The organism is Microbacterium radiodurans (genome assembly GCF_008710705.1).
GTDB classification, from domain to species: domain Bacteria; phylum Actinomycetota; class Actinomycetes; order Actinomycetales; family Microbacteriaceae; genus Microbacterium; species Microbacterium radiodurans.
This window is the reverse complement of sequence record NZ_VYRZ01000003.1, coordinates 545,862-571,551: the sequence shown is the minus strand read 5'-3', so window position 1 is coordinate 571,551 and position 25,690 is coordinate 545,862. Positions and strand designations below refer to the sequence as shown.

Below are 25,690 nucleotides of genomic sequence, written 5' to 3'. Positions count from 1 at the left end.
GTGCCCACCTCGCTCTCGATCACCGCCAGCAGCGTCGACCCGGGCCTCCTCGCTCTGCCGTGGTCGACCACCCTCGCCGACTGGTCCAGTCCCGACATCGTCTACCTGCCGAAGGGCATCTCCCGTCACCTCGTGCGCTTCGCGAACCTCTCGGGCCGGGTCGTCGCCATCAAGGAGACGACCGCGGTCATGGCACGGCGCGAGTACGAGATGCTCGGGTCGCTGCAGCGCCTCGACGTCCCCTGCGTCGAACGGGTCGCCGCGATCGACGGTCGACGCGACGCCAAGGGCCAAGAACTGCCGGCCGCCCTCGTCACCGCTCACCTCAAGTTCTCGCTCCCCTATCGCGCGCTCTTCACGCAGGTGCTGCGGCCCGACACCGCGACCCGCCTGGTCGACGCCCTCGCCGTGCTCCTCGTGCGCTTGCACAACGTGGGCTTCTTCTGGGGCGACGTCTCGCTGTCGAACACGCTCTTCCGACGGGATGCCGGGGCGTTCGCCGCCTACCTCGTCGACGCCGAGACCGGCGAGCTCCACGAACGGGGGCTCACGCGCGGCCAGCGTATGCACGACCTCGACATCGCGCGCACGAACATCGCGGGCGAGATCATGGACCTCGAGGCCGGCGGCCGCCTCGAGGGCGGTGTCGACGCCATCGCGATCGCCGACGGCATCATGTCGTCGTACCACTCGCTGTGGGCCGCCCTCACCGACGAGGAGACCTTCTCGGCGAACGAGTCGTGGCGCATCACCGAGCGCGTGCAGCGACTGAACGACCTGGGCTTCGACATCGGCGAGATGTCGATCGACGCGACTTCCGACGGCACGCGCGTGCAGATCCAGCCGAAGGTCGTCGACGCCGGGCATCACCAGCGCCGCCTGCTGCGGCTCACCGGACTCGACGTCGAGGAGAATCAGGCGCGTCGTCTGCTGAACGACCTCGACGAGTTCAGCGCGCGCGTGTCACGCCTCGGCTCGAACGAGGAGATGGTGGCTCACGAGTGGCTCACCCGGGTCTTCGAGCCGGTCGTCCTGTCGATCCCGTGGGACCTGCGCGCGAAGCTCGAGCCTGCCGAGCTCTTCCACCAGGTGCTCGAGCACCGCTGGTACCTGTCGCAGACCGAGAGCAGATCGGTGCCGCTGGCCGAGGTCCTGTCGTCGTACATCGAGAACGTGCTGCGCCATCGCCGGGACGAGGCGACCGTGATGGGTCCGCCGACCGAGACCATGTCGGTGCCGATCATCACCGATGCGGTGCCGACGGCAGACGACGACGAGGCCGCGGTCGACTGGCGCGACCTCGTCTGATCGTCGGAGGGTCCGATCGTCCGCGGGTGTGAGCCCCCGAAGGTCCGAGCGTCAGTAGCCGACGGTGAAGCGCTCGCGCGAGTGCTTCGGGGTCTCGATCTCGTCGACGACAGCGATCGCGAGGTCGGCGCCCGAGATGAACGACTCGCCGTTCTCGTCGGTCACCAGGACGTCGCCGCCGACGCGGTAGCTGCCGGTGCGCTCGCCCGGGTTGAAGGCGCCGAAGCCGCCGGCCGGGTGGACGAAGAACCAGTCGTGTCCGCTGCTGTCGGCCTGCAGGTCCTCGAGCACGCCGATGGCCTCGAGCGCCTCCGCCTTGAACTCCTCGGGGAAGCCGGTGTCGACGACGCGGGGACCACCCGGCGCGACCAGGCTTCCGCCGGCGCCGCCGATGACGCCGACGCGCACATTCTCGGGAAGGCTCTGCACGAGGAGCGCGGTGTTCGGCCGCACCTGCCCCGCCATTTCGCCGCGCGGCGCGACGGCCGAGACGACGACCTCGACGCCCTCGAGCTGCGTCACGAGCGCGGGAACATCGAGCAGCGTGCCCTCGATGTAGGTCGCGCCCTCGACGCGCTCGGTCGGCACCGAGCGAGCGACGGAGACGACCGTGTGGCCGCGCGAGACGGCCTCCGCGACGATGTGCTTGCCGGCGAAGCCGGTTCCTCCGATGACGGCGATGCGTGTCATGAGAGTTCCTTCCGTTCGGTTGATTCGGTTCGGCGGGCCGGTCGCGGCGCCGCGGTCAGAGCGCCGGCGGGGTGTGCCAGATGCGGTCGATGTAGTCGCGGATCGAGCGGTCCGACGAGAAGTAGCCGGTGCGAGCGACGTTGAGGATGGCCGACCGGGTCCACGCGTCGCGGTCGGCGTAGGCGGCATCCACCCGCTCCTGGGCCGCGATGTACGACGTGTAGTCGGCCAGCACCATGAAGCGGTCGTCGTAGAGCAGGTTCGACACGATCGGCTCGAACGTCGAGCGATCGCCGCCCGAGAAGGTGCCCGACGAGATCAGGTCGAGCGCTCGGCGCAGCTCGTCGTCGCCCTGCGCGAACTCGCCCGGACGATAGCCGCTGGCCCAGAGTTCCTCGACCTCGGGCTCGCTCATCCCGAAGAGGAAGAAGTTGTCGTCGCCGACCAGCTCGCGGATCTCGACGTTCGCGCCGTCGTCGGTGCCGATCGTCAGCGCGCCGTTGAGGGCGAACTTCATGTTGCCGGTGCCGGACGCCTCCTTGCCCGCGAGCGAGATCTGCTCCGACAGGTCGGCCGCCGGGATCACGCGTTCGGCGAGCGTGACGTTGTAGTTCGGCGGGAAGACGACCTTCAGTCGCCCCTCGAGCCGTGGGTCGTTGTTGACGACCGAGCCGACGGCGTTGATCAGGTGGATGACCCGCTTGGCCATCGCGTACCCCGGGGCCGCCTTCGCGCCGAAGATGAACGTGCGCGGCTGGAGATCGGATGCCGCGACCCGCCCCGACACGACGCGCTCGTAGAGCGTGACGATGTGGAGCACCTTGAGCATCTGGCGCTTGTACTCGTGCAGGCGCTTGACCATGACATCGAGCAGGTGGTCATCGGCGATCTCGAACCCGTCGCGGGCGCGCAGCACCTCGTCGAGCCGGCGCTTGTTCGCCGCCTTGACCTCGGCGAAGGCGGAGCGGAAGTCGGCATCCTCGGCGTACGACTCGAGCTCGCGCAGCCGCTCGAGGTCGGTCAGCCACCCGGTGCCGAGCGCATCGGTGATGAGTTCCGACAGGCGCGGGTTCGCCAGGCGCACGAAGCGGCGGGGCGTCACACCGTTGGTGACGTTCGTGAACTTCTCGGGCATGAGCTCGTCGAAGTCGTGCAGCACCTTCTCGCGCAGCAGCTGGGAGTGCAGCTCGGCCACACCGTTGACCTTCGCGCCCGCCACCGTCGCGAGGTACGCCATCCGCACCGCGCGGTGCTCGGAGACGATCGACATGTCGCGCAGCCGCTGCTCGTCGTCGCCGAAGCGCTCCCGCACCCGCACGAGGAACTCGTCGTTGATGCGGTAGATGATCTCGAGGTGGCGCGGCAGCAGGCGACCGAGGAGGTCGACCGACCAGACCTCGAGAGCCTCGGGCAGCAGCGTGTGACACGTGTAGGCGAAGCACTGCTGGGTGATGGCCCAGGCGGCATCCCAGTCGAGCTTGCGATCGTCGACGAGCACGCGCATCATCTCGGGCACCGCGATCACCGGGTGGGTGTCGTTCAGCTGGAAGATGACGCGCTCGGGCAGGTCGGTGACGTCGAAGTCGGCCGGCAGCACCTTGTCGAGGAAGTCGGCGATCGAGGCGGCGACGAAGAAGTACTGCTGCTGAAGACGCAGCTCCTTGCCCTGGGGCGTCGAGTCCTCGGGGTAGAGCACCTTCGAGATGTTCTCGGCGAAGGTCTGCGCGCGGACGGCCTCGACGTAGTCGCCGCTGTTGAAGGTGCGGAGGTCGAAGGCCTTGGTCGCCTCGGCGCTCCACAGGCGCAGCGTGTTCACCCGGCCGTTCTGGTAGCCCGGCACCATGTAGTTGTAGGGAACGGCGCGGACGCTCCACGCGGGAACCCAGCGGCTGCGGATGACGCCCTCGTCGTCGTAGGTCTCGCTGTGGCCGCCGAACGACACGGTCTGAGCCGCCTCGGGGTGCGGGAATTCCCACGGCGAGCCGAGCGCGAGCCACGCGTCGGGCTTCTCGACCTGCTCGCCGCCCTGGAAGGTCTGGCGGAAGATGCCGTACTCGTAACGGATGCCGTAGCCGATGCTCGGCACGCTGAGCGTCGCGAGCGAATCGATGAAGCAGGCCGCGAGGCGTCCGAGTCCGCCGTTGCCGAGTCCCGGCTCGACCTCCTGCTCGCGCAGCATGTCGATGTCGATGCCGCACGCGGCCATCGCCTCGGCGGCGATCTCGGTGAGGCCCGAGGCGAGCAGGTTGTTGTCGAGCTGCCGACCGAGCAGGTACTCGGCCGAGAGGTAGCAGACGCCCTTGCCCTGGGCGGATCGCTGGCGACGCTGGTCCTCGAGCCAGCGCGCGACGAGGTAGTCGCGCACCGTCGTCGCGAGCGCCGAGTACTGGTCGGTCGCCGTCGAGGTGGACAGCGCGACCCCGCGTTCGAGGTTCAGGTTGACCAGGAATTCGCGGACGAACCCGTCGACCGTCGCGGGCGGCGAACTGACCGGGGCGAGGGCGAGCGGGTGCGTCGCCGTCAGCGGGCGGGATGCGGGGAGCTTGCTGTTCTCGGACACCGTTCGAAACTACCGGGTTCGCCCCCGGGAGCGAGAGCCCGCCTGCCGGAGCAGGCGGGAATTTACACGAAGGTCATAGCCCGGTCACGCGCGAGAGCGCGCGACAGATCATGCCGTCACGCGCGAGAGCGCGCGACGATCCTGCCGGTCACGCGCGAGAGCGCGCGACAGATCATGCCGTCACGCGCGAGAGCGCGCGACAGATCACTCCGCCGCGGCGCGGAGCGTCGCGACCTGGTACAACGCGACCGAGGCGGCGATGCCGGCGTTGAGCGACTCAGTGGCCGCCGAGATCGGGATCGACACGACCTGGTCGCACGTCTCGGTCACGAGTCGCGAGAGGCCCTTGCCCTCGGATCCGACGACGATGACGACGGGGCGGTCGGCGAGCTCGAGCGACGGCAGCGACACGTCGCCGTCGCCGTCGAGACCGAGCACGAAGACGCCCTGCTTCTTGAAGTCCTTGAGCATGCTCGTGAGGTTCGACGCGATCGCGACGGGGATGCGCGCGGCCGCGCCGGCGCTCGTCTTCCAGGCCGCCGAGTTGACGCCGGCCGAGCGGCGCTGCGGCACGATGACGCCGTGCGCGCCGAAGGCGGCCGCCGAGCGCATGATCGCACCGAGGTTGCGGGGGTCGGTCACGCCGTCGAGCGCGACGAAGAGCGGCGTCCTGCCGCGGTCGATGACCTGCTCGAGCAGGTCCTGGGGGTGCCCGTACTCGTACGGCGGCACCTTGATCGCGACGCCCTGGTGCACGCCGTCGAAGCCGGCCATCCGGTCGAGCTCCTGACGCGTGACCTCGAGCACCGGGATGCCGCGGCCGGTCGCGATCGAGAGCATTTCCTTCACGCGGTCGTCCATCTCCACCCGCTGGGCGATGTAGAAGGCCGTCGCGGGGATCTTCGCCCGCAGCGCCTCGAGCACGCTGTTGCGGCCCGTGACGGTCTCGGTGTCGTCCCCGGCCTTGGCCTTGGGCGCGCGGTTGGCGCTCCCCTGCCGCTGCTGCGGCTTGCCGCCGGCGGCGACGAAACGCTCCTGGGCGGCCTTGCGCTTGCCGGCGGGGTGCCAGGCGCGGTCTTCCGCCTTCGGGGTCGGGCCGCGGCCCTCGAGCGAGCGGCGGTTCTTGCCGCCGGTGCCCTTGGTGGGGCCCTTCTTCTTGCCGCGTCCGGCGGACGGGTTTCCTGGCTTAGCCACGGTTCACACTCCAATGGGTCCCCTCGGGACCGTCTTCGAGGACGATGCCGGCCGCCGCGATCGCGTCGCGGATGCGGTCGGCCGTCGCCCAGTCCTTGGTGGCGCGCGCGTCGGCGCGCTGGTCGATCATGGTGCGCACCAGGGCGTCGAGCGCTGCGGTCTCGCCGCCGGCGGTGCCGGTGGTCTCAGACTCGTCGAGCCCCAGCACCGCGAGCATCGCGCTCACTTCCCGAGCGGCCGCGGCGGCGGCGGCACCGTCACCCGCGTCGATCGCGGCGTTGCCGGCGCGCACCGTCTCGTGGAGCACGGCGAGCGCCTGCGGCACGCCGAGGTCGTCGTCCATCGCCGCGGCGAACGCGGCGGGCACGTCGGCGCCGGCGGCATCCGGTGCGATGGCGTCGGTCGCGGCATCCGTCGAGCGCTGCGCGCGCTGCTGGAACGAGCGGATGCGGTTCAGCGCCGCCTCGGCCTCGTCGAAGCTCGCCGGCGACAGATCGAGGCTCGAGCGGTAGTGAGCGGCCCCGAGGGCGTAGCGCACCACGACGGGATCGCGCTCGGCGAGCACCTCGTCGGCGAGCAGGACGTTGCCGAGCGACTTCGACATCTTCTGGTCACCGACGGTGACGAGACCGTTGTGCACCCAGTACCGGGCGAAGGCGTCGCCGGCCGCCGTCGACTGCGCGAGCTCGTTCTCGTGGTGCGGGAAGCGCAGGTCGAGTCCGCCCCCGTGGATGTCGAACTCGGGGCCGAGGTAACGGCGGCTCATCGCCGAGCACTCGATGTGCCAGCCCGGGCGTCCCGCGCCCCAGGGCGACGACCAGGCGGCATCCGCCGGCTCGTCGGCCTTCGCGCCCTTCCAGAGCGCGAAATCGCGGGGGTCGCGCTTGCCGCGGGGATCGGCGTCGGCCGCCGCCTCCATCGCGTCGAGCGACTGGCGGGTCAGCGATCCGTACGCGGGCCACGACCGCACGTCGAAGTAGACGTCGCCCGACCCGTCAGGCGCGGCGTAGGCGTGACCGCGCTCGATGAGCGTCTCGATGAGCTCGATCATCTGGGGCACGGATGCCGTCGCCCGCGGCTCGTACGTCGGCGGCAGCGCCCCGACGGCCGTGTATGCCCGCGTGAACTCGAGCTCGACGCGGTAGGCCACGGCCCACCACGGCTCGGCGTCCGTCGCATTCGCGAGGATCTTGTCGTCGATGTCGGTGACGTTGCGGACGAAGGTCACCTGGCCGAACCGGTGGGCGAGCCATCGGCGCAGGATGTCGAACCCGACGGCCGCGCGGACGTGCCCGATGTGGGGGCCGGACTGGACGGTCGGGCCGCAGACGTAGACGGTGACGTTCGACGGGTCGCGGGGCGCGAAATCGCGCAGCGCCTGCGCGCGGGTGTCGTAGAGGCGAACGGTCACCGCACAAGCCTACCGGCGGGGGCGGCGAGCGCCCGCGGTGCACCGGTCGGCCGGGCCCAGGCGGTCCGTCGAAGCGCGCGTCGACGAGACGGTAGAACTGGAGGGTGCTGTTCGTGGTCGCCGTCCTCGTCGCCGCCGTGCTGTTCGGGACGACCGGAACCGCTCAGGCGCTCGGCCCCGAGGGCACCACGCCGTTCGCCGTGGGAACGGCACGCCTCCTCGTCGGCGGCGCCGCCCTGGCCCTCGTCGGACTGCTCATCGGCTCACGGCGTCGCCGGCGTGAGCCGGCCGCCGCTCCCCCGGTGCGCGGACACGCCCTCGCGCTGATGGCCCTCACCGGGCTCTGTCTCGCGCTGTACCAGCCGCTGTTCTTCCTCGGCACCGCGCGGAACGGCGTCGCCGTCGGCACCGTCGTCGCGCTGGGATCCGCCCCCGTGCTCGCCGGGCTGCTCGAGTGGCTCCTCACGCGCCGCCGACCGACCGCGTCGTGGCTGCTCGCGACGGGCCTCGCGACCGCGGGCGTCGTCGTCCTCGCCGTCGCCGGCGGGGGCGCCACGGGCGCCGATGCCGTCGGCGTCCTCGGATCGCTCGGCGCGGGCGCGTCGTTCGCCGTGATCGCCAACGCGCAGCGCCGCCTCATCGCGGGCGGCTGGGACGCGTTCACCGTGTCGGGCGCGATGGGCGCCGGTGCCGCCGTCTGCGGCCTCGTCATGCTGCCGTTCGCCGACATGCGCTGGATCGTCGAGCCCCGGGGCATCGCGATGGCCCTGTGGCTCGGCTTCGCGACGGTGGCCCTGGCATACGCCCTGTTCACGTGGGGGCTCGGTGGTCTCAGCGCTGCCACGGCCGCGACCCTCACCCTCGCCGAACCGCTGACGGCGAGCCTGCTCGGGGTGCTGCTGCTCGGCGAGCGGCTCGCCCCCCTCGCGGTCTCGGGCCTGGTCGTCCTCGCGGCCGGCCTCGTCCTGCTCGCGCTCACCTCGCGCGCTCGCCGCAATCCCGACCCGACTCCCCTGGAGGCCTGAGATGACCACCGACCCCGTCATCGTCCGCGACGACCTGACCGGCGACGCCACGCGCGCGCTCGTCGCCGCCCACCTGGCCGGGATGCACGAGAACACCCCGGCCGAGAGCGTCCATGCGCTCGACCTGGCGGGACTGCAGCATCCGTCCGTCCGCGTCTACACGGCATGGGTCGACGGAGCGATCGCCGGCGTGGGCGCATTCGCGTTCCTCGACGCCGAGCGCGCCGAGCTGAAGTCGATGCGCGTCGTCGAGGCCCACCTCGGCCGCGGGATCGGTCGGGCCGTGCTGGCCCGTCTGCTGCTCGAGGCCGGTGCCGCCGGCATCCGGAGCGTCTGGCTCGAGACCGGCTCGGGACCCGAGTTCGCCGCCGCCCGCCGCCTCTACGAGCGAGCGGGGTTCGCGTACTGCGAGCCGTTCGGCGAGTACTCCCCCGATCCGCTCTCGGTCTTCATGACCCGCACCCTCGCGGCCTGATCGCGCCACCGGCGGCCGGATGCGGCGCACATCTGAACGTCGCGCGCGGGGATGTGCGCGCCCGACGTGAAAAAGTGCGCCCGATGCGGATGCCGCGCCTCAGCGCGCCGGGTGGACCAGGGCGACCGCGGTCGCCGAGACGCCCTCGCCCGCGCCGGTGAAGCCCAGGCCGTCGGTGGTCGTCGCCGCGACCGACACCGGGGCGCCGAGCGCAGCCGACAGCACGGCCTCGGCCTCGGCGCGGCGGGCCGAGAAGCGCGGACGGTTCGCCTGCACCTGCACCGAGACGTTGCCGACCGCGAATCCGGCCTCGGCGACGAGCTCGGCGGTGCGGCGCAGGAACACCTCGCCGGTCGCACCCGCGAACTCGGGCCGGTCGACGCCGAAGTGGGTCCCGATGTCGCCGAGCCCGGCAGCCGACAGCACGGCGTCGACGATCGCGTGCGCCACGGCATCGCCGTCGGAGTGGCCGCGCAGTCCCGGCTCACCGGGCCAGGTGAGCCCGGCGAGGCGCAGCGGCGCGTCTCCGCCGAAGGCGTGGACGTCGGTCCCGGTTCCCACCCGCGGCAGCGCGAGCGGCGCAGCGGATGCCGCCGGCGCCCCCGACCGCAGCAGGTGTCGCGCACGGTCGAGATCGGCCGGCGTCGTGATCTTGAAGGAGAGGTCGTCGCCGTCCACGGTGCGCACCTCGTGACCGGCCGCCGCGAAGAGCGCCGCGTCGTCGGTGTGCTCCGCTCCGGCTCGCGCGTAGGCGTCCTCGAGCGCGGCCCGAGGGAAGCCCTGCGGCGTCTGTGCGGCGACGAGCGGCGTACGATCCACGGCCTCGGTCACGACGGCATCCGCGACGCGCTTGAGCGTGTCGACGACCGGTCGCATCGGGATGACCCCGGCGCCGGAGCGCCGGACCTCGTCGATCACACGGGCGAAGACCGCGGGCGGCGTGAGAGCCCGCGCGGCGTCGTGCACGAGCACGGTGTCGACGTCCGCCCAGAGTGCGGCGAGCCCGGCGGCGACCGATTGCTGCCGGGTCGCCCCGCCCGCAACGACCGTCACGAGCTCGTTCCGGTCGCCGAACACCGACAGCGCCTCGGTGCGGGCGTCGCCCTCACGTCCGGAGGGCACGACGATCACGACCTGCGCGGGAGGCGCCGCTGCGATGCCGTCGAGCGCGTGCCGCAGGATCGAGCTGCCGTCGATGCCGACGAAGGCCTTCGGCGCTCCGCCCGCCAGACGCGTGCCGGAGCCGGCCGCGACGACGATGACCGCGACACGCGGTACGGGGATCAGGTCCACGGCTCGTGACGCCGAGCCGGGATCAGGAGGCGAGGACCTCGTCGAGCACGCCCGAGGCGTGCTCCTCGTCGGCCTTGAGCGCGAGCGCGATCTCGGACACGAGGATCTGGCGCGCCTTGGCCAGCATCCGCTTCTCGCCGGCCGACAGGCCGCGGTCCTGGTCACGGCGCCAGAGGTCGCGGACGACCTCGCTCACCTTGATCACGTCACCCGACGCGAGCTTCTCGAGGTTCGCCTTGTAGCGGCGCGACCAGTTGGTCGGCTCCTCGGTGAACGGCGCGCGGAGCACATCGAAGACCTTCTCGAGGCCGTCCTTGCCGATGACATCGCGAACGCCGACCAGGTCGACGTTGTCCGCCGGGACCTCGATGACGAGGTCGCCCTGCGTGACGTTGAGCTTCAGGTATTTCTTCGTCTCGCCCTTGATGATCCGGTCCTTGACCTCGATGATCGTGGCTGCCCCGTGGTGGGGGTAGACGACGGTTTCGCCAACCTCAAAAAGCATGGAGTTATGTCCCTTCGGCAACATCCAGGATACCACAGGCGGCATACAGTAGGCTTTGCCGCCCTTCTGCCCGCGCGCGGGCGGGCGCCCCGCGTCCCACCGCTCGCACACCTACCCCGTAGACTGCTGGGGATGCCGTCTGCCCAGCCTGGAGGATCCGTGAAACTGCGAATCGTCGCGTCGATTGCCGTGGGCGCCGCCCTGACCTTGGGAGCCACGGGGTGCAGCATGATCTCCCCTCAGGCGACCACCATCGACTACTCCGCCTCGGATGGCGTGAACGTGCCGCCCTCCGGTCCGCTCGCGATCCGCAACGCGATGGTCATCACCGACGAGTCGGGCACGGCCGGCAACTTCCTCGCGTCGATCGTCAACGACACCGACGAGGCGCAGACCCTCGTGCTCGGCGTCGCAGGTGCGAGCGAGACGGTGCGCGTCCCGGCGCGTCAGCAGCTGCTCCTCGGCGTCGACGGCAACGAGCCGATCCTCTTCGAGGACCTCGACACGACGGCCGGCGCGACGCTGCCCATGTCGTTCCAGTCGGGCGACGGCGAAGGCGTCCGCATCGACGTGCCCGTGCTCGACGGCGGCCTCCCTTACTACACCGAGTACGTCCCCTTCGTGGAGTGACCCGCTCGCGTCTCGGCCGAAGCCGGACGACGAGACAAGGCCCGGCGATCGCTCGCCGGGCCTTCGCTCGTCTGCGCAGCGGGCGTCAGGCCTCGAAGCGGTAGCCGAGCCCCCGCACCGTCAGGAGCATCGACGGCGCACCGGGGTCGGACTCGATCCTCGAGCGGATGCGCTTGATGTGGACGTCGAGCGTCTTGGTGTCGCCGAAGTAGTCGCTCCCCCACACGCGGTCGATGAGCTGGCCGCGGGTCATCACGCGTCCTGCGTTGCGCATGAGCACCTCGAGGAGTTCGAACTCCTTCAGGGGCATGTTGATCTCCCCGCCGTCGACGGCCACGGTGTGGCGGTCGAGGTCGATCGTGACCCGGCCGCCCTCGAGCACGCGCTCGTCGACGTCCACCTCGGCCGTGGCGGCTCGGCGCAGCACCGCGCGCATCCGCGCCAGCAGCTCGCGCGACGAGTAGGGCTTGGTGACGTAGTCGTCGGCGCCGAGCTCGAGGCCCACGACGATGTCGACCTCGGAGTCCTTGGCCGTCAGCATGATGATCGGGAGCTTCGAGGTGGTCCGGATGATGCGGCACACCTCCGTGCCGGGCATCCCCGGCAGCATCAGATCGAGCAGCACGATGTCCGCGCCGCGGGCGTCGAAGGCCTCGAGGGCGGCGGGGCCGTCCTCGGCGATCTCGACCTCGAAGCCCTCCCGACGCAGCAGGTAGGCGAGCGGTTCGGCGAGATCGGGCTCATCCTCGACGAGCAGAACACGGGTCATGCGGTTTCTCCCTTCGTCCGGGCTGGCGTCGCCCGGGCGATCCTCTTCTTGGCCTTCTTCACCGGCGCGGCGCCCTCGGGTCCCGCGACGGCGGGAAGGCGGATGGTGAAGGTCGAGCCCCGTCCGGGACGCGACCAGAGCTGGACCTCGCCGCCGTGGCGCTGCACGGCGTGCTTGACGATCGACAGCCCGAGCCCCGTGCCGCCGGTGCGGCGCGAGCGGGCGTGATCGGCGCGGTAGAAGCGCTCGAACACGCGCTGCTGGTCGCTCTCGGGGATGCCGATGCCACGGTCGGTCACGGCGATCTCGACGGCCTCGGGCGCGCTCTTCACCCCGATGCCGACGTGGCTGGCGGGCGGCGAATAGGCGATCGCGTTGGCGATGAGATTGCCCACCGCCTCGCTGAGCACCTGCACGTCGCCGCGCACGTACAGCCCGCGGGTGCCCCCGCGCACGAGCGTGACGCCGGCGGACTCGGCCGCGATCGCGTGCGTCTCGATGGCCGAGGTGATGACCTCGTCGACCGCGACGTCGCGGAGCTCGGTGAGCTCGTCCGAGGACTGCAGGCGCGAGAGGCTCATGATGCGCGAGGTGAGGTTGCCGAGCCGCGTCGCCTCGCCGCTCAGACGCGTGGCGAACGAGCGCACCTGCTCGGGATCGTCGGCGGCCGACTCGATCGCCTCGGCCAGGAGCGTGACGGCGCCCACGGGCGTCTTGAGCTCGTGGCTGGTGTTGGCGACGAAATCGCGGCGCATCTCCTCGACCCGCTCGCGCTCGGTGATGTCGCGCACGAGGACGAGGGTCAGGCGCGGGGTGATGCTGCTCGCGCGGGCCACGATCAGGCGCGGCTCGGCCGGCGCCACCCCGCGGCGCAGGCGCAGCGTGCCGGTCTCGGAATGCGACACGCCCCGCGACGCGCGCAGAAGCTCGCGCAGCTCGTCACCGGGGATCGACTCACCCGCCCGCAGCCCGAACAGCTCGGCCGTCGGCGAGTTCGCGACGATCAGGAAGGAGGCGTCGACGATGAGGGCCGCCTCGTCCATCGCGGCGAGCACCTCGCGCGCGCCGGCGGGAACGTCCCCATCCGCCTGCTCGCGGGCTCGATCCCGGGCGCGGAGGGCCACGACGACGAGAGCGGTGACGAGGACCCCGACGATCGCTCCCGCGAGCAGTGCCACCAGCGCCAGCTGCGTCGGATCCATGAATCCAGAGTAGGACGTCGCATCCGGCCGGATCGTTCACCTCCCGGCCATATCGCCCCTCCCGCCGCGATGTTCACCGTGTCGGCACCGTTCGTTAACCTGAGAGGGGGACAATCGCCGAGCCGCATTCGCGGCCTCGTGCTGTCTCCGCAATGAGGAAGGTGCTCCGATGCGCGAAGTTTTCCACCAGTCCCTCGAGGACGTCCAGGCGCGCCTGGTCGAGATCTCCGAGCTGGTGACCGTCGCGATCGAGAAGGCCACCCGCGCGTTCGGCACCAGCGACATCACGCTCGCCGAAGAGGTCATCGACGCCGACGCGATCATCGACGACAAGGCCATCGCGATCGACGAGCTCGCGATCGAGATCCTCGCCCGTCAGCAGCCGGTCGCGCGCGACCTCCGCATCGTCGTCGCCGCCCTCCGCATGAGCGCCTCGCTCGAGCGCATGGGCGACATCGCCGAGCACGTCGCGCAGCTGACGCGCATGCGCTTCCCCGAGCGGGCGATCCCCAAGGGCCTGAAGAACACGTTCACCCAGATGGGCGAGATCGACGTCGAGGTCGCGCGCACGCTCACTGAGCTGCTGCGCAGCGAGGACCTCGCGCTCGTCGAGACGCTGCGCAACCTCGACGACCGCCTCGACGACCTCCACCTGAGCGTGTTCGAGAAGGTGCTCAGCGAGAACTGGCAGGGCGAGGCGGCGGCCACGGTCGACGCCACCCTCGCGAGCCGCTACCACGAGCGCTTCGCCGACCACGCGGTCACCGTCGCCAAGCGCGTCGCCTATCTCGCGACGGGCGAATGGCGTCCCGACACCGAGACGATCAACGTCATCGTCGGCGAGGCCGGTCTCTGACCCGCATCCGACGAACGCGGAGGGGCGGTGCCGATCGGCACCGCCCCTCCGTCGTTCCCGGCACCGGGTCGGGTGTCAGGCCTTGCCCTGGTTCGCCACGGCGGCCGCGCCGGCAGCGGCGGCCTCGGGGTCGAGGTACTCGCCGGGCCCTGCCGGGGTGAGGTCCTCGTTGAGCTTGTAGACGAGCGGGATGCCGGTGGGGATGTTCAGCTCGGCGATGTCGTCGTCGCTGATGCCCTCGAGGTGCTTCACGAGCGCGCGCAGCGAGTTGCCGTGCGCGGCGACGAGCACGGTCTTGCCCTCGCGCAGGTCGGCGGCGATGTCGGACTCCCAGTACGGCAGCAGCCGATCGATGACGAGCGCGAGCGACTCGGTGCGAGGCACCTCGCCGTCGATGCCGACGTATCGCGGGTCGCCGACCTGGCTGTAGGGATCGTCGTCGGCCAGCTCCGGCGGCGGCACGTCGAACGAGCGACGCCAGAGCATGAACTGGTCGTTCCCGAACTCCTCCAGGGTCTGCGCCTTGTCCTTGCCCTGCAGCGCGCCGTAGTGGCGCTCGTTCAGGCGCCACGAGCGCTTGACCGGGATCCACAGGCGATCCGCCGCGTCGAGCGCGATCTGCGCGGTCTGGATGGCGCGGCTGAGCACGGACGTGTACAGCACGTCGGGCTCGAGTCCGGCCTCGGCGAGCATCTCACCGCCGCGCTGCGCCTCGGCTCTGCCCTGCTCGGTGAGTCGCACGTCGACCCATCCGGTGAACTGGTTCGACTTGTTCCACTCGCTCTGCCCGTGGCGGAGGAGGATCAGCGTGTACGGCGCACTCATGCACCCGAGTCTACCGAGCCGGAGCCTGCGATCATGGGGAGGTGACCCCCGCCCCCATCGGCCAGGCGACCCGCGGCACGACGGGCACCAACCGGCTGCGTCGGGTCGATCGCTGGATCGCTCGCCACGCGGCCCTGCGACGCGCGGCCGATCCGCTCGTCGTCGACCTCGGCTACGGCGCGAGCGGCGTCACGGCTCTCGAACTCGAGGCGCGGCTGCGCCCGGAGCGGGCCGACGTCGAGGTGCTCGGCCTCGAGATCGACGCCGAGCGCGTGGCGCGCGCCCGCGCGCAGCTCGCCGAGGTCCGCGCCGGGCGGACGCCGTTCGCGACCGACGCGCGCGTCGGGTTCGAGCGCGGCGGCTTCGAGGTTCCCGTCGCCGGCGGGCGGCGGCCCGCGGTCATCCGCGCCTTCAACGTCCTCCGCCAGTACGACGAGGGCGATGTCGCCGCCGCGTGGGCGCGCATGGCGAACCGGCTGGCGTCCGGCGGCATCCTCGTCGAGGGCACCTGCGACGAGATCGGACGCGTCAGCACCTGGATCGAGGTCGGCGCCGACGCCGCCCCGCGCTCGCTCACGATCTCGCTGCGGCTCGCCGGACTCGACTCCCCCGCAATCGCCGCCGAGCGTCTGCCGAAGGCGCTGATCCACCGGAACGTGCCGGGCGAGCGGGTGCACGAGCTGCTGAGCGCGCTCGAGGACGAATGGATGCGGGCGGCGCCGGCGTCCGCGTTCGGGCCGGTGCAGCGGTGGCGGACCGCGGTCGAGGCTCTCGCCGGGCGCGGCGTCGACCTCGGCCCGCGGGCGCGGTGGCGACTCGGAGAGGTCACGGTGCCGTGGGAGACGGTGCGCCCGTCAGCCGGGTCCTAGCGCGCGGGTGGGGGGCCGTCGCCGCTCGCGCGGTCGGACCGGGCCCCGTCGTCCCAGCCGGCGGCGTCACGACGGGCCGACGTGCGACGGGCCTCGGCCACCGCCGTCTCGAAGCTGTCCTCGGGGTTCTCGAGCAGATGCGCGGTCGCGAGTGCGTGCATCCGAACCTCCCACTCCGTCGATCGGGCAGCTCGATCCACGGCCGCCTCGGCGTCGGCGCCCAGCGCGACGAACGCGCGGCTGAGGCTGCGGCGGAGATCCGGCTCGCCGCGCCCCAGATGCGTCGCAAGCGCGTCGGCGAGGGCGGGGCGGTCGCGGTCGGGGGCGAGGCCCGATGCCGCGCGCCACGCCGTCTTGGCGACGTCCGGATCGGCGTCGTCGAGCAGGGCGGGCGTGATCTCCGGCCACGCCCGCTCGTCGCCGAGCTTCGACAGCGTGTGGAGGGCCTGGCTCCGGGCCTGGGCGACGGGCGAGCGGAGCTCCGGCAGCAGGGCGGCGAGCGTCAGGTCGCGGTCCTGCCGGGTCAGCGCCCACGTCAGGGTCTCGCGCACCGTGAAGTCCGGTTCGGCCGCGCAACGGTCGACCAGCACGCGAACGTACGATCCGCGCGGGTAGGTTCCCGCGGCCAGGGCGCTGCGCACGCGCTCCGAACCGTCGGCGTGCTGCAGCGCGGCGCGCAGCCGGTCGGCCGCGGCATCCGGTGTCGCCTGTGTCATCTCGTCGATACCTCCGCTTCCATCTGACACCACTCCGGGGCCGCCGGGGCCGATCCGGCCGCCTTCGCCGGTACCCCCGCTCATCTGCCCTGTCGGCACGGTCCACAGGGGGCCGCAGGAGCACGAAGGGTCAGATGCGGGGCATCGTCGCGCGGGCCTCGGCCACCGGCATCCCGGCGGCCGTCAGCAGATCGACCACGAGGGGACGGAGCGCCGCGATGATGTTCTGGTCGCCGAGGGACGATTCGGGCGCGAGGTCGCGGGGGTCGAGCCGCGCCGCGACGGCCCGCAGCGTCTCGAGGGCGACGGGTTCGAGCGCGATGTCGTGGACCGACTGCCCGAGCGTGTCGGCACCGCGCATGATGTGCGCGAGCAGGTCCGCCGCGATGGGCCGCGGCTCGCGGTCGTCGAGGGAGTACACGACCCGCCGCGCGATGACGCGCAGGTTGCGGGTGGCGAGATCGAGCGCCGCGCGCATCCGCTCCTGCCGCTGCAGCTCGGCGCCCTGTCGTCGCAGGAACGGCGAGATCCGGGCGACGGCGAGTCCGGAATCGAGCGACGTCCGCCAGTCGTCGACGAGGGGCTGCAGCGACCGCGCCTTCTCGAGACCGCGGTCGGCGCGGACGCGGTCGCCCCGCCGCATCGCCTGGATGACCGTCGTGGCCGCACCGTCGAACGCGGCGAAGAGCGCGTCGGCGGCGCGCGTTGCCTCGCGCAGCGGACGACGCGGGAGGAGCGCCGTCGCGAGGAGTGCGGCGACGGCGCCGACGAGTCCGTCGACGAGGCGGATGAAGGGCATGCTGCCCGGGATCGCGATCACGATGACGGACTGGATGGCCGCGGCGATCGCGAAGCTCGGCTGAGCGGAGAGGAACCGGGCGATGATGAGGGTCGTGATCAGGGCGACCGCGAGCTGCCACGTTCCCGACCCGAGAGCGACGACGATGAGCTCGGAGACCAGGACGCCCACGAGCATGCCGATGACCGTCTCGAGCACGCGCCGGGGGCGCGCGTCGCGGACGAGACCCAGGCTCGAGATCGTGACCGTCGCGGCCAGCAGGGGCGCCGCGTGACCGAGGACCAGATGCGCGAAGGCGTAGGCGACGGATGCCGCGACCGTGATCTGCACGATGGCCGGGATCGATTCGCGTGAGCGATCGAATCCGCGGCGAGGCCGGATGTGGCGGCGCCACCCGGTCGTCACGGGAGCCGTGACCGCGGGCGGCTCGCCGGCGCGCTCGGGCGCCACGTCAGCGGCGGCGGCTCAGGCGGGGCAGCCGCGGCGGCGCCGCCGTGCGCCCGGCATCCGGCGGGACGATCGTCTCCTGCTCGGCGGCCACCGGCTCGCCGTCGACCGCGACCGTGAGCGCGGCATCCGTCGGCACGCTCCGCTTCACGATCGCGAGGGCGATCGGCCCCTGCTCGAAGTGGCGCGCGACCGACGTCACGCGCCCGACCTCGTCGTCGCCCGAGAAGACCGCGGCGCCAGGCTCGGGGAGCACCGCGTCGCTGCCGTCGAGCTGCAGCGCGACGAGCCGGCGGGGCGGGTGACCGAGGTTGTGCACCTTCGCGACGGTCTCCTGGCCGCGGTAGCAGCCTTTCGACAGGTGGACGGCGGTCCGCAGCCAGTCCACCTCGTGCGGGAGCGTCGTCCCGTCGGCCTCGCTCGCGGCGCGGGGACGCCAGGCGGCGACCCGGAGCGCGTCGGCGGCGAGACGCCCCGCGAGCGAGCGCTCGCTCGCGGCCGCCTCGGCGACGATCGACGCGAGCACCTCGTGGGAGACGACCGCCTCGGACCAGTCGCGCTCGACGCCGGGGTGCCCGTCACCGGACGCGTAGCCCCAGCCGCCGATCGACACGCTCGGCCAGGGATCGCGCCACCGCGCGACGGCTGCCAGGGAATCCACGGCAGCGGCCGTTCCGCCGACGACGGCGAACTCGTCGCCGCGGTCGGCGATCTCGACCCGCAACCGGAAGCGCATCCGCTGCAGCCAGGTCGCGAGAGCCGCCGCCCGGTCGGCGTCGACGATGAGCCACGCGGTCTCGCCGTCGTCGACGACGGATGCCGCGTGCTCGATGTGGCCGTGGGGATCGAGCACGAGCAGCTCCGTGCTCGCCCCGGGAGCGAGCTGCGCGAGCGCCTGCGAGGTGAGCGAGTCGAGCCACGACAGCCGGTCGGGACCCGCGACCGACACGACACGGCGGTCGCCCAGGGGCGCCACGGCGGTGCCGCGCTCGAGCAGCTGCTGCTCGCGCAGCGGGTTGCCGACGTGGACGAGTCCGCGCTCGTCGGCCACGGCACCGGCGACCCCGGCGAAGACGTCCGTCTCGCCGCCCATCAGTCCGCTCGCGCCAGGCGCGCCGACGCGTGCGCGGCGAGCTCGCCGCCGAGCGCCGCGATGTCCCAGGCCCAGAGGAGGTGACCGTCGACGTAGCCGTACATGCGGGTGGCGGCCGTGTACGCCTTCGCGCCGGCGGTGCGGACGACGGCATCCGTCGCGATGTCGATGCGGGGGCCGTTCACCTGCCCGAGGTAGAGCTCGCTGATGCCGTCGGAATGGACGATCGCCGCCTCGATGTCGAAGGCGCCCTCGCCGTTGCGCAGGCCCTCGACGTCGTCGACGGTGCGCTCGACAGCGGCGGCGGACGGCGGCAGCAGACCGGGTCCGGCGTCGGACGGCCCGGCGGGACGGGCGAGACGCCAGTAGCCGGTCTCGGCGACGAGCGGGGCTCCCGCGGTGCCGTCGTCGCCTCGGAGGCGCGCCGTGGCGGAGTAGTTCAGGAAGTCGCCGCCGTCATGGCTGAAGCTCACGCGGTGGCTGAATTCGCCGGTGAGCCGGCCGTCGGCGGTCTCGTAGTCGATGACGCCCGACCCCTCCCACACGCCGATCAGCCACGACAGCGGAACGAGGTCCGATGGCAGATCCGTGGGCAGCTCGAGCACGGTGTCAGCGCTGGCCGCGGTAGAGATTCTTCAGGACGACGCCCGACACGAAGAAGATCGCGAGCGAGGCGAGTCCGAGCAGGCCCACGAAGAACAGTTCGAGCGCGAGGAGATCCATGTTCTCCACTCTACGCCCGAGCGTGCGTTCAGGCGGCGATCAGGGCCGAGAGAGCGAACCCGACGCCGATGAGGCCCATGACGAGCAGGGCACCCAGAGCGCTCGCCGCGACCCGCTGGATGAAACCGCGCGAACGGCCGACCGCGAGCTGGACGACGAAGGCGACGACGACGCACGCGCCGAGGGCGATCGGCATCCAGAGCGCGCGATCCTCCACCGGGGCGAGGACCCCCACCGCGACGGCGGCGAGCGCGGCGACGACCCAGACCGCGACGACTCCGCCGACGGTGCGGGGCGGGGCGAGATCGGGCGCGGTCACCCGTCCATTGTGACGCACCGCGCCGGCCGGCGCCGATCCGCCGCGCGCGGCGGCTCGTCGGGCAGCGCCTAAGATGAGGTCACGTCCCGGCAGCTCCCGGAGGAATCCCCGTTGGCCCAGCTTCTCATCCTGAGTTCCACCCCCGGCGGTGGGATGCCGTTGCCCGCCCTCGAGCTGCTCAGCCACCGCGTCCGCCTCATCCCGGCCGAACCCGCCCAGCTCGTCAGCGCCCCGAGCGCCGACGTCATCTTCCTCGATGCGCGGCAGGACCTCGTCGGCGCGAAGTCGCTCTGCAAGATCCTCAGCACCACGGGGCTCGATGCTCCGCTCGTCCTCATCGTCACCGAGGGCGGCCTCACGGCCGTCTCGCCGGACTGGGGCGTCGACGACGTCATCCTCGCCACGGCCGGTCCCGCCGAGGTCGACGCGCGCATCCGCCTCGTCGCCGGACGCACCAGTCAGGAGCAGGTGTCGACCCGCATCCAGACCTCGGGGATCTCGATCGACGAGTCGTCGTACTCGGCGAAGGTCCACGGCAAGCCGCTCGATCTGACCTACAAGGAGTTCCAGCTGCTGCACTTCTTCGCGACGCACCCGTCGCGGGTGTTCACGCGCGAGCAGCTGCTCAGCGAGGTGTGGGGCTACGACTACTTCGGCGGCACCCGGACCGTCGACGTTCACGTCCGGCGCCTGCGAGCCAAGCTCGGCGACCTCGAGCAGCTCATCGGCACGGTGCGCAACGTCGGGTACCGGTTCAACGTGTACGAGGACGACCAGGTGCCGACCCCCCGCGAGTCCGCGCAGAGCTGACCACGCCTCGTTCACCGGCAGGACACGCGGGACTGCCATGATGAGGGGATGATCGACACCGAGGCTCTCGACTCCGGACTGGGTGACGCCGACGACGACGACTTCGAGCCCGCGTTCGAAGCCGGCGACGCGCAGCTGCCCGACCACCGCTACACCGACCGCGAGATCAGCTGGCTCGCGTTCAACCAGCGCGTGCTGGAACTGGCCGAGGACCCGACGCTCCCCGTGCTCGAGCGGGCGAACTTCCTCGCCATCTTCGCGAGCAACCTCGACGAGTTCTTCATGGTGCGCGTGGCCGGTCTCAAGCGCCGCATCATCACCGGGCTGGCCGTGCCCACCAACGTCGGCCGCGCGCCGCAGGAGGTGCTCGCCGACATCTCGGCCGAGGCCCATGCGCTGCAGCTGCGCCACGCGCGGGCCTGGGCCGACGACGTCATGCCGGCCCTGGCGGAATCCGGCATCCGGATCATCGGCTGGGACGACCTCGACGACGCCGAACGCACCCGTCTGTACGAGTACTTCCAGGCGCAGGTGTTCCCCGTCCTCATGCCGCTGGCGGTCGACCCCGCGCACCCCTTCCCCTACATCTCGGGCCTGTCGCTGAACCTCGCGGTGCGCATCCGCAACGCCAAGACCGGTCGCCAGGAGTTCGCGCGCCTCAAGGTGCCGCCGATGCTCCCCCGCTTCGTCGAGCTCGACACCGAGGGCCCCGGCACGCGCTACCTGCCGCTCGAGTACCTGATCGCCAACAACCTCGAGGACCTCTTCCCGGGAATGGAGATCCTCGAGCACCACACGTTCCGCCTGACGCGCAACGAGGACGTCGTCATCGAGGAGGACGAGACCGAGAACCTGATCCAGGCGCTCGAGGCCGAGCTCCTGCGCCGCCGGTTCGGTCCGCCGATCCGTCTCGAGGTGACCGAGGACATCGACGACGTCACCCTCGATCTGCTCCTCGGCGAGCTCGACATCACCGACCAGGAGGTCTACCGCCTCCCGGGGCCCCTGGATCTGCGCGGACTGTTCGACCTCACGCGGATCGACCGCCCGGAGCTGAAGTACCAGCCGCACGTGCCGACCACCGCGACGGCCTTCCAGCCGGGCGAGCAGAACGGGCGCACCGACTTCTTCAGCGCGATCCGCGCGGGCGACGTGCTCGTCCACCACCCGTACGAGTCGTTCACCACGAGCGTCGTGGCGTTCCTCGAGCAGGCGGCGCGCGACCCGCACGTGCTGGCCATCAAGCAGACCCTCTACCGCACCTCGGGCGACAGCCCCATCGTGCAGGCGCTCATCGACGCCGCCGAGCGCGGCAAGCAGGTGCTCGCGCTCGTCGAGGTGAAGGCGCGCTTCGACGAGGCGGCGAACATCGTCTGGGCGCGCAAGCTCGAGAAGGCCGGCGTGCACGTCGTCTACGGGCTCGTGGGGCTGAAGACCCACTGCAAGCTGCTGCACGTCATCCGCGAAGAGGACGGGAAGCTCCGCAACTACAGCCACATCGGCACGGGCAACTACAACCCGAAGACGAGCCGGCTGTACGAGGACTTCGGCCTCTTCACCTGCGACGAGCAGGTGGGCCGCGACCTCACCCGCCTCTTCAACGAGCTCAGCGGCTACGCGATCGAGAAGAAGTTCAAGCGTCTGCTCGTGGCTCCGCTGCACCTGCGGAAGGGCCTCCTCCGCCACATCGACGGCGAGCGCCGCAACGCGCTCGAGGGCAAGCCGGCGCACATCCGCATCAAGGTCAACTCGATGGTCGACGAGCAGATCATCGACGCGCTGTACCGGGCGAGCCAGGCGGGCGTCCGCGTCGACGTCTGGGTGCGCGGCATCTGCTCCCTGCGCACCGACCTGCCGGGCGTCACCGACAACATCACGGTGCGCTCCATCCTGGGTCGCTACCTCGAGCACTCGCGCATCTTCACGTTCCACAACGACGGCGACACGCTGGCGTTCATCGGCAGCGCCGACATGATGCACCGGAACCTCGACCGCCGTGTGGAGGCGCTCGTCCGCGTCGTCGCTCCGGCACACGTCAAGGAGCTCATCGCCCTGTTCGACCTCGCCATGAGCGATGAGACGAGCTCGTGGCACCTCGGCGAGGGCGGCGTCTGGACGCGTCACGCGTTCGACGCCGACGGCAAGCCGCTCATCGACCTGCAGGATCGGACGATGACCCAGGTCCAGCGGCGCCGGCGCGCTCGGGCGGTGCGATGACCGACACCGCGATCTATGCGGCTGGCGGTGTCGTGTGGCGGGTGGTCGACAACAAGATCAAGGTGCTGCTGATCCACCGGACGAAGTATCGGGACGTCACCCTGCCCAAGGGCAAGGTCGAGCCCGGCGAGATGCTCGCCGAGACCGCGGTGCGCGAGATCCGCGAGGAGACCGGCATCGCCGTCCGGCTCGGCCCTCCCGTGGGGGTCTCGCGTTATCGTCTGCCGAGCAAGAAGCAGAAGATCGTGCACTACTGGGCGACCGAGGCGACCGATCTCGCCATCCGGATGTCGAGCTTCGTGCCGAACAAGGAGATCGCCGCCGTCGAGTGGGTGGGGCTCAAGAAGGCGCGGAGCCGCCTGAGCTACCCGGTCGACATCGAGATCCTCGACGAGTTCGTGCGCCTCGTCGACGAGAACGCGATCGACACGTTCCCGCTCATCGCGCTGCGGCACGCCAAAGCGGTCTCGCGCGAGGACTGGGACGGCGAGGATGCTGCGCGGCCGCTCAGCTCGCGCGGCAAGAAGCAGGCGAACGCGATCGTCGGTCCGCTGCTGGCCTTCGGGGTGCGGCGCATCGCGTCATCCGACGCCGAACGGTGCCTGCGGACGGTCGCCCCGCTCGCCGGCGCGATCGGCAAGCACACCGAACGTCTGCCCGCGCTCGGGCAGGACGCGTGGGAGCGCGGCGAGGCCGATGTGCGGAGCGTCGTCGGCGCCCGGGTCCGCGCGCGAAAGCCCGTCGTGCTCTGCAGCCACGGCCCGGTGCTGCCCGACCTGCTGAACGAGATGGCCCTCGCGACCGGAACCCTGCGGGGCTCGTACCTCGGCAGCGCCTCGGCGCTCGAGACGGGCGCCTTCTCGGTCGTCCACCTGTCGCGGCTCACCCCCGGCGCCGGCATCGTGTCGATCGAGACGCACCTGCCGAAGGTCTGATGCTCTCCGCGGACCCCGACGCGATGCGTTCGTCGGACGCGCGGGACTGGTGTCGCCTGATCCTCGAGCCGGAGCCCCAGGAGCCCCAGCGCTCCGACAGACGTATCGCCGTCGACGTCGGCTGGCGGCGCACCGGCGGCGACCGCCGGATCGCCGCGGACGAGGCGCTGCGCGCGTCGCTGTCGCGGCAGGGCGCGGATGCCGCCGGCATCCGCTTCTCGCGGGTGTGCGGGTGGTGCGGCGGCGACCACGGGGCCGTGCGGGCGGCGGGGTGGCCGGGCGCCGTGTCGGTCACCTACGCGGCGGGATGGGCGATCGTCGCGACGACGGCCGACCTCGAGGGCGGGGCCGCGGGCAGGGCGGGCGGCGGTTCGGGGTTCGGGGCCGGGTTCGCGATCGACGCGGCCCCCGCGAACCTCGACGCGGCGGCGGTCCGCCGCATCCGCGATGCTCTGCACGACGACCGCGCCGACACGACGACGTGGACCCGCGTGGAGGCCGCGCTCAAGGCGGACGGGCGCGGACTGCGCGTCGATCCGGCGACGGTGCGGCTGTCGACCCGCGGCGGGTGCGTCTTCGCGGAGGTCCCGGCGCCGGCGGCCAGCACCGGGCCGGCGGCAGGCTCGGGGCCGGCGCCGCGGAGGTACGCGGTGCATCCGCTGCCCGGTCCCGCGGACGTCGTCGTCAGCGTCGCGGTGGCAGCGCCGGAAGCGCCGGCGCGTCGAGCCACGGGCTGAGGACGGTCGACGCCGCCCCCAGCCGGCGCTCGACCAGGTCGCGGAAGTCCGCGGTGTCGACGAGCGCGTGCCGGTTCTCGCCGGTCCAGGCGCGCAGCAGGCCGAAGAAGGCGTCGTCGCCGACGGTGAGACGCAGGGCGTGCAGCGTCAGGGCGCCGCGCTTGTAGACGCGGTCGTCGAACATGAGGTCGGGGCCGGGGTCGGTGAGCAGCAGGTCCTGGGGCAGGGCGGCGAGGCGTGCGTGATGGCTGCGGGCGCAGTCGTCGGCCGACGGTCCGCCCGAGCGCTCCGACCACAGCCACTCGGCGTAGCAGGCGAAGCCCTCGTTCAGCCAGATGTCGCGCCACGCGGCGACGCCGACGCTGTTGCCGAACCACTGGTGCGCGAGCTCGTGGGCGATCAGACGCGCGTGCTCGGGGGCCAGGTGGTTCGCACCGAACACGGCGAGACCCTGCGCCTCGAGCGGGATCTCGAGCTCGTCGTCGGTGACGACCAGGGCGCAGGCCGCCTGCGGGTACGGGCCGAAGCTCTGCGCGAAGAGGGCGAGGATGCCGGGGACCTCCCCGAACGCGCGCTCGGCCGCGGCGCGGTGGGCGACGGGTACGGCCAGGCTGACCGGCACGGCGGACCCGCCGGCCGGGCGGCCCCCGACGGCCGACTGCGCATAGCGGCCGATGTGCACAGCGGCGAGATACGTCGCGACCGGCTCATCGCACCGGAACCGCCAGGTGCGGAGACCCCCGGCGCGCTCGACGGGTGCCGGCGTCCCCGTCGCCACGACGGTGTACTCGGCGTCGGTCGTGACCGACATGCGCATCGGCGCACGGGCATCGGGGCGGTCGTTGCAGGGGAACCAGGTCGGAGCACCGGTCGGCTGACCGGCCACGAGGGCGCCGTCGGTGAGCTCCTCCCACCCGATGCTCCCCCACCGGGAACGGCGCGGCGCGGGAGCCCCGGCGTAGGTCACCCGCACCGTGAACGCGTCGCCCGAGAGCACCTCGGCCGGCAGCGCCACCCGCACCGACCGCGGCCCCTGACGCACGCCGCGCACGCGCACACCGTCGACCTCGACCCGCTCGACCCGCAGACCGACGAGGTCGAGGCGAACCGCGGTCAGGTCCTCGCGCGCCCGCGCGGTGATCGTCGCCGTGCCGTGCAGCCGGTTCGTGCGCACGCGGTACACGAGGTCGAGGTCGTAGGCGAGGGCATCCCACGAGGCATCGCCCGATTGGGGCGCGTACGCGTCGGTGCGCACCGGCGCGGTCATGTGCGATCCTTCACG

General features: G+C 71.9%; 25 protein-coding genes. 10 read left to right on the top strand and 15 right to left on the bottom strand.

Features of this window, described 5'->3' with window-relative positions; genetic code table 11:
* Positions 1-1,308 carry a DUF4032 domain-containing protein gene (locus F6B42_RS12925; RefSeq protein ID WP_150420088.1) on the top strand — a complete coding sequence of 436 codons (1,308 nt, stop codon included), beginning with the start codon at positions 1-3 and terminating at the stop codon, positions 1,306-1,308.
* A gap of 51 nt (positions 1,309-1,359) precedes the next feature.
* Here F6B42_RS12925 and F6B42_RS12920 read toward each other — a convergent pair whose 3' ends face one another.
* From F6B42_RS12920 to cysS, 4 genes are all read right to left on the bottom strand, one after another.
* The gene (locus tag F6B42_RS12920; RefSeq protein ID WP_150420087.1) at positions 1,360-1,998 is read right to left on the bottom strand and encodes an NAD(P)-dependent oxidoreductase; all 639 of its coding nucleotides are present in this window, start codon (positions 1,996-1,998) and stop codon (positions 1,360-1,362) included.
* 55 nt (positions 1,999-2,053) lie between these two features.
* On the bottom strand, positions 2,054-4,522 hold the full coding sequence (locus F6B42_RS12915; protein WP_223878522.1) for a glycogen/starch/alpha-glucan phosphorylase: 2,469 nt from the start codon (positions 4,520-4,522) through the stop codon (positions 2,054-2,056).
* Positions 4,523-4,762: 240 nt separating this feature from the next.
* Positions 4,763-5,752: a 23S rRNA (guanosine(2251)-2'-O)-methyltransferase RlmB gene (gene rlmB / locus F6B42_RS12910; protein ID WP_150420085.1), complete on the bottom strand. Its 990-nt coding sequence runs from the start codon at positions 5,750-5,752 to the stop codon at positions 4,763-4,765.
* A complete protein-coding gene (gene cysS, locus F6B42_RS12905) occupies positions 5,745-7,163 on the bottom strand; it encodes a cysteine--tRNA ligase (RefSeq protein WP_150420084.1) in 1,419 nt (472 codons plus the stop codon). The genes rlmB and cysS overlap by 8 nt, the downstream gene beginning before the upstream one ends.
* 104 nt (positions 7,164-7,267) lie before the next feature.
* Between cysS and F6B42_RS12900 the strand changes: the two genes are divergently transcribed.
* Together F6B42_RS12900 and F6B42_RS12895 are read left to right on the top strand one after the other, a co-directional pair.
* Entirely contained in the window at positions 7,268-8,188 is a 921-nt protein-coding gene (locus F6B42_RS12900; protein ID WP_150420083.1) for a DMT family transporter, read from the top strand.
* 1 nt (position 8,189) lies between these two features.
* Positions 8,190-8,663, top strand: a complete 474-nt coding sequence (locus tag F6B42_RS12895) for a GNAT family N-acetyltransferase (protein WP_150420082.1) — start codon at positions 8,190-8,192, stop codon at positions 8,661-8,663.
* Between the two features lie 99 nt (positions 8,664-8,762).
* Here F6B42_RS12895 and ispD read toward each other — a convergent pair whose 3' ends face one another.
* Positions 8,763-9,956 (bottom strand): 2-C-methyl-D-erythritol 4-phosphate cytidylyltransferase, encoded by a 1,194-nt coding sequence (gene ispD / locus F6B42_RS12890; RefSeq protein ID WP_150420081.1) that lies wholly within the window; start codon positions 9,954-9,956, stop codon positions 8,763-8,765.
* Between the two features lie 22 nt (positions 9,957-9,978).
* Positions 9,979-10,461, bottom strand: coding sequence for a CarD family transcriptional regulator (locus tag F6B42_RS12885; protein WP_150420080.1), 483 nt, complete (start codon positions 10,459-10,461; stop codon positions 9,979-9,981).
* 228 nt (positions 10,462-10,689) lie between these two features.
* Here F6B42_RS12885 and F6B42_RS12880 point away from each other — a divergent pair, with 228 nt between their 5' ends.
* The gene (locus tag F6B42_RS12880; protein ID WP_223878495.1) at positions 10,690-11,091 is read left to right on the top strand and encodes a DNA modification methylase; all 402 of its coding nucleotides are present in this window, start codon (positions 10,690-10,692) and stop codon (positions 11,089-11,091) included.
* Between the two features lie 85 nt (positions 11,092-11,176).
* Here F6B42_RS12880 and F6B42_RS12875 read toward each other — a convergent pair whose 3' ends face one another.
* Both F6B42_RS12875 and F6B42_RS12870 read right to left on the bottom strand, forming a co-directional pair.
* Positions 11,177-11,860: a response regulator transcription factor gene (locus F6B42_RS12875; protein ID WP_150420078.1), complete on the bottom strand. Its 684-nt coding sequence runs from the start codon at positions 11,858-11,860 to the stop codon at positions 11,177-11,179.
* Entirely contained in the window at positions 11,857-13,062 is a 1,206-nt protein-coding gene (locus F6B42_RS12870; RefSeq protein ID WP_150420077.1) for a sensor histidine kinase, read from the bottom strand. Before F6B42_RS12870 ends, F6B42_RS12875 begins: the two co-directional genes overlap by 4 nt.
* Positions 13,063-13,231: 169 nt before the next feature.
* On the opposite strand from F6B42_RS12870, the gene phoU reads away from it, so the two are divergent.
* A complete protein-coding gene (gene phoU / locus F6B42_RS12865) occupies positions 13,232-13,918 on the top strand; it encodes a phosphate signaling complex protein PhoU (protein WP_150420076.1) in 687 nt (228 codons plus the stop codon).
* Positions 13,919-13,993: 75 nt separating this feature from the next.
* Here the strand turns inward: phoU and F6B42_RS12860 are convergent, their stop codons facing one another.
* Entirely contained in the window at positions 13,994-14,743 is a 750-nt protein-coding gene (locus F6B42_RS12860; RefSeq protein WP_150420075.1) for a phosphoglyceromutase, read from the bottom strand.
* A 41-nt stretch (positions 14,744-14,784) separates the two neighbouring features.
* Between F6B42_RS12860 and F6B42_RS12855 the strand changes: the two genes are divergently transcribed.
* On the top strand, positions 14,785-15,612 hold the full coding sequence (locus F6B42_RS12855; RefSeq protein WP_150420074.1) for a class I SAM-dependent methyltransferase: 828 nt from the start codon (positions 14,785-14,787) through the stop codon (positions 15,610-15,612).
* Here the strand turns inward: F6B42_RS12855 and F6B42_RS12850 are convergent.
* The 5 genes from F6B42_RS12850 to F6B42_RS12830 all read right to left on the bottom strand — a co-directional run bounded on the left by F6B42_RS12850 (position 15,609) and on the right by F6B42_RS12830 (position 19,709).
* On the bottom strand, positions 15,609-16,328 hold the full coding sequence (locus F6B42_RS12850; protein ID WP_150420073.1) for a HEAT repeat domain-containing protein: 720 nt from the start codon (positions 16,326-16,328) through the stop codon (positions 15,609-15,611). The genes F6B42_RS12855 and F6B42_RS12850 overlap by 4 nt on opposite strands.
* Before the next feature lie 130 nt (positions 16,329-16,458).
* Positions 16,459-17,577: an FUSC family protein gene (locus tag F6B42_RS12845; RefSeq protein ID WP_223878494.1), complete on the bottom strand. Its 1,119-nt coding sequence runs from the start codon at positions 17,575-17,577 to the stop codon at positions 16,459-16,461.
* A gap of 1 nt (position 17,578) precedes the next feature.
* Positions 17,579-18,667: a CAF17-like 4Fe-4S cluster assembly/insertion protein YgfZ gene (gene ygfZ / locus F6B42_RS12840; protein ID WP_150420072.1), complete on the bottom strand. Its 1,089-nt coding sequence runs from the start codon at positions 18,665-18,667 to the stop codon at positions 17,579-17,581.
* Positions 18,667-19,272 carry a nitrobindin family protein gene (locus F6B42_RS12835; protein ID WP_150420071.1) on the bottom strand — a complete coding sequence of 202 codons (606 nt, stop codon included), beginning with the start codon at positions 19,270-19,272 and terminating at the stop codon, positions 18,667-18,669. The genes ygfZ and F6B42_RS12835 overlap by 1 nt, the downstream gene beginning before the upstream one ends.
* 146 nt (positions 19,273-19,418) lie before the next feature.
* Positions 19,419-19,709 carry a hypothetical protein gene (locus F6B42_RS12830; protein WP_150420070.1) on the bottom strand — a complete coding sequence of 97 codons (291 nt, stop codon included), beginning with the start codon at positions 19,707-19,709 and terminating at the stop codon, positions 19,419-19,421.
* A 111-nt stretch (positions 19,710-19,820) separates the two neighbouring features.
* Here F6B42_RS12830 and F6B42_RS12825 point away from each other — a divergent pair, with 111 nt between their 5' ends.
* The 4 genes from F6B42_RS12825 to F6B42_RS12810 are packed head-to-tail and all read left to right on the top strand — an operon-like array spanning position 19,821 to position 24,408.
* The gene (locus tag F6B42_RS12825; RefSeq protein ID WP_150420069.1) at positions 19,821-20,519 is read left to right on the top strand and encodes a winged helix-turn-helix domain-containing protein; all 699 of its coding nucleotides are present in this window, start codon (positions 19,821-19,823) and stop codon (positions 20,517-20,519) included.
* Positions 20,520-20,567: 48 nt separating this feature from the next.
* Positions 20,568-22,736 carry an RNA degradosome polyphosphate kinase gene (locus F6B42_RS12820; protein WP_150420068.1) on the top strand — a complete coding sequence of 723 codons (2,169 nt, stop codon included), beginning with the start codon at positions 20,568-20,570 and terminating at the stop codon, positions 22,734-22,736.
* Positions 22,733-23,671 (top strand): NUDIX hydrolase, encoded by a 939-nt coding sequence (locus tag F6B42_RS12815; protein WP_150420067.1) that lies wholly within the window; start codon positions 22,733-22,735, stop codon positions 23,669-23,671. Before F6B42_RS12820 ends, F6B42_RS12815 begins: the two co-directional genes overlap by 4 nt.
* A complete protein-coding gene (locus F6B42_RS12810; RefSeq protein WP_150420066.1) occupies positions 23,671-24,408 on the top strand; it encodes a 4'-phosphopantetheinyl transferase family protein in 738 nt (245 codons plus the stop codon). The genes F6B42_RS12815 and F6B42_RS12810 overlap by 1 nt, the downstream gene beginning before the upstream one ends.
* Here the strand turns inward: F6B42_RS12810 and F6B42_RS12805 are convergent.
* Positions 24,356-25,675: a M1 family metallopeptidase gene (locus tag F6B42_RS12805; protein WP_150420065.1), complete on the bottom strand. Its 1,320-nt coding sequence runs from the start codon at positions 25,673-25,675 to the stop codon at positions 24,356-24,358. The two genes, F6B42_RS12810 and F6B42_RS12805, sit on opposite strands and share 53 nt — an antisense overlap.
* Between the last annotated feature and the right edge of the window lie 15 nt (positions 25,676-25,690).

What these genes read in the sequence shown, in the direction of transcription:
- F6B42_RS12860 (WP_150420075.1), bottom strand. Translation starts at nt 14,743, where the DNA reads ATGAGTGCGCCGTACACGCTGATCCTCCTCCGCCACGGGCAGAGCGAG.
- F6B42_RS12875 (WP_150420078.1), bottom strand. Translation starts at nt 11,860, where the DNA reads ATGACCCGTGTTCTGCTCGTCGAGGATGAGCCCGATCTCGCCGAACCG.
- F6B42_RS12850 (WP_150420073.1), bottom strand. Translation starts at nt 16,328, where the DNA reads ATGACACAGGCGACACCGGATGCCGCGGCCGACCGGCTGCGCGCCGCG.
- ygfZ (WP_150420072.1), bottom strand. Translation starts at nt 18,667, where the DNA reads ATGGGCGGCGAGACGGACGTCTTCGCCGGGGTCGCCGGTGCCGTGGCC.
- F6B42_RS12885 (WP_150420080.1), bottom strand. Translation starts at nt 10,461, where the DNA reads ATGCTTTTTGAGGTTGGCGAAACCGTCGTCTACCCCCACCACGGGGCA.
- F6B42_RS12810 (WP_150420066.1), top strand. Translation starts at nt 23,671, where the DNA reads ATGCTCTCCGCGGACCCCGACGCGATGCGTTCGTCGGACGCGCGGGAC.
- F6B42_RS12895 (WP_150420082.1), top strand. Translation starts at nt 8,190, where the DNA reads ATGACCACCGACCCCGTCATCGTCCGCGACGACCTGACCGGCGACGCC.
- phoU (WP_150420076.1), top strand. Translation starts at nt 13,232, where the DNA reads ATGCGCGAAGTTTTCCACCAGTCCCTCGAGGACGTCCAGGCGCGCCTG.
- F6B42_RS12880 (WP_223878495.1), top strand. Translation starts at nt 10,690, where the DNA reads ATGATCTCCCCTCAGGCGACCACCATCGACTACTCCGCCTCGGATGGC.
- F6B42_RS12820 (WP_150420068.1), top strand. Translation starts at nt 20,568, where the DNA reads ATGATCGACACCGAGGCTCTCGACTCCGGACTGGGTGACGCCGACGAC.
- F6B42_RS12920 (WP_150420087.1), bottom strand. Translation starts at nt 1,998, where the DNA reads ATGACACGCATCGCCGTCATCGGAGGAACCGGCTTCGCCGGCAAGCAC.
- F6B42_RS12805 (WP_150420065.1), bottom strand. Translation starts at nt 25,675, where the DNA reads ATGACCGCGCCGGTGCGCACCGACGCGTACGCGCCCCAATCGGGCGAT.
- F6B42_RS12815 (WP_150420067.1), top strand. Translation starts at nt 22,733, where the DNA reads ATGACCGACACCGCGATCTATGCGGCTGGCGGTGTCGTGTGGCGGGTG.
- F6B42_RS12870 (WP_150420077.1), bottom strand. Translation starts at nt 13,062, where the DNA reads ATGGATCCGACGCAGCTGGCGCTGGTGGCACTGCTCGCGGGAGCGATC.